General features: G+C 38.4%; 1 protein-coding gene and 1 rRNA gene. Both read right to left on the bottom strand.

Annotated elements, in window-relative coordinates; genetic code table 11:
• Positions 1-7: 7 nt before the first annotated feature.
• Positions 8-1,581: ribosomal RNA gene (locus tag GJU05_RS00010) — 16S ribosomal RNA — on the bottom strand.
• Between the two features lie 162 nt (positions 1,582-1,743).
• Positions 1,744-2,223, bottom strand: a complete 480-nt coding sequence (gene greA, locus GJU05_RS00005; RefSeq protein ID WP_208753521.1) for a transcription elongation factor GreA — start codon at positions 2,221-2,223, stop codon at positions 1,744-1,746.

The raw sequence follows: 2,223 nt of genomic DNA, 5'->3' as shown, positions 1-2,223 counted from the left end.
TTATAGTAAAGGAGGTGATCCAACCACAGGTTCCCCTACGGTTACCTTGTTACGACTTCACCCCAGTTATGAATCATAAAGTGGTAAGCGCCCTCCTTAGAAAATTAAAGGTTAAGCAACTTACTTCTTTTACAACCCACTTCCATGGTGTGACGGGCGGTGTGTACAAGGCCCGGGAACGTATTCACCGTAGCATTCTGATCTACGATTACTAGCGATTCCGACTTCATAGAGTCGAGTTGCAGACTCCAATCCGAACTAAGATATATTTTGTGAGATTCGCTTACTCTTGCGAGGATGCTTCCCTTTGTATATACCATTGTAGCACGTGTGTAGCCCTGGTCGTAAGGGCCATGATGACTTGACGTCGTCCTCACCTTCCTCCGGTTTATCACCGGCAGTCTCCTTTGAGTTCCCAGCCGAACTGATGGCAACAAAGGATAAGGGTTGCGCTCGTTGCGGGACTTAACCCAACATTTCACAACACGAGCTGACGACAGCCATGCAGCACCTGTCTCATGGTTCCCGAAGGCACTAAAATATCTCTATTAAATTCCATGGATGTCAAGACCAGGTAAGGTTTTTCGCGTTGCATCGAATTAAACCACATGCTCCACCGCTTGTGCGGGCCCCCGTCAATTCATTTGAGTTTTAACCTTGCGGTCGTACTCCCCAGGCGGTCGACTTAACGCGTTAGCTACGAAAGCTATAAGTCAAGCTTACAACCTTCAAGTCGACATTGTTTACAGCATGGACTACCAGGGTATCTAATCCTGTTTGCTCCCCATGCTTTCGCACCTGAGCGTCAGTATTCGTCCAGGGGGTCGCCTTCGCCACTGGTATTCCTCCAGATATCTACGCATTTCACCGCTACACCTGGAATTCTACCCCCCTCTACGAAACTCAAGTTAATCAGTTTCAAATGCAGTTCCTAAGTTAAGCTTAGGGATTTCACACCTGACTTAATTAACAGCCTACGTGCTCTTTACGCCCAGTAATTCCGATTAACGCTCGCACCCTCCGTATTACCGCGGCTGCTGGCACGGAGTTAGCCGGTGCTTCTTTTACAAGTAACGTCAACGATAAAATTTATTAGATTCTATCTTTTCTTTCTTGTTGAAAGTACTTTACAACCCTAAGGCCTTCTTCATACACGCGGCATAGCTGCATCAGGCTTTCGCCCATTGTGCAATATTCCCCACTGCTGCCTCCCGTAGGAGTCTGGACCGTGTCTCAGTTCCAGTGTGGCTGATCATCCTCTCAGACCAGCTAGGGATCGTAGCCTAGGTAGGCTTTTACTCTACCTACTAGCTAATCCCGTCTGGGTTCATCTAATGGCATAAGGTTCTATATAAATATAAAATCCCCTACTTTAGTCGTAAAGACATCATGCGGTATTAGCTATCGTTTCCAATAGTTATCCCCCTCCAAAAGGCAGATCCCCAGATATTACTCACCCGTCCGCCGCTTGCCGACAATAAAAAAAATTTTACAATTCTTTTTATTTCGCTGCCGCTCGACTTGCATGTGTTAGGCTTGCCGCCAGCGTTCAATCTGAGCCATGATCAAACTCTTCAATTTTTAAAAAAATAATTTAAAATAAACAGCTTCTAAAAATTGAATGCCCACATTTATTTTCTAATTAATTATTAAAGAACAAAATAATATCTTTTATAAAAGATTTATTTATTAATAAAATTAATATACTAGTTAGTTTTAATAAAGTCAAATTTAATTTTTATATTAAATATATTTAATTTTTAATATTTTATATTTTAAAATACCTTTTGGAGTTTGTACTTTTATAATATCATTTTTTTTTTTTCCAATTAATGCTCTAGCTAAAGGAGCATTAATTGAAATTAAATTATTTTTTAAATCTGCTTCATCATTACCAACAATTTTATAAAAAATATTTTTATTAGTTATAATATTTTCTATATAAACTGTAGAACCAAAAATAATTCTATTATGATGTAAAAATTTTGTAATATCTATTACATTAGCATTAGATAATTTAATTTCTATTTCTTTTATACGACCTTCACAAAAACTTTGTGCTTCACGAGCTGCTTGATATTCAGCATTTTCTTTTAAATCACCATGTTTTCTTGCTTCAATAATAGCATTAATAATTTTTGGTCTCTCTATATTTTTTAATTTAATTAATTTTTTTTGTAATTTTTTTATACCTTGTAAAGTCATCGGAATTTGATTTTTCAT

The sequence above is a fragment of the Enterobacteriaceae endosymbiont of Donacia fulgens genome (genome assembly GCF_012567545.1).
GTDB lineage: Bacteria > Pseudomonadota > Gammaproteobacteria > Enterobacterales > Enterobacteriaceae.
This window is presented reverse-complemented; position numbering and strand designations above follow the sequence as displayed.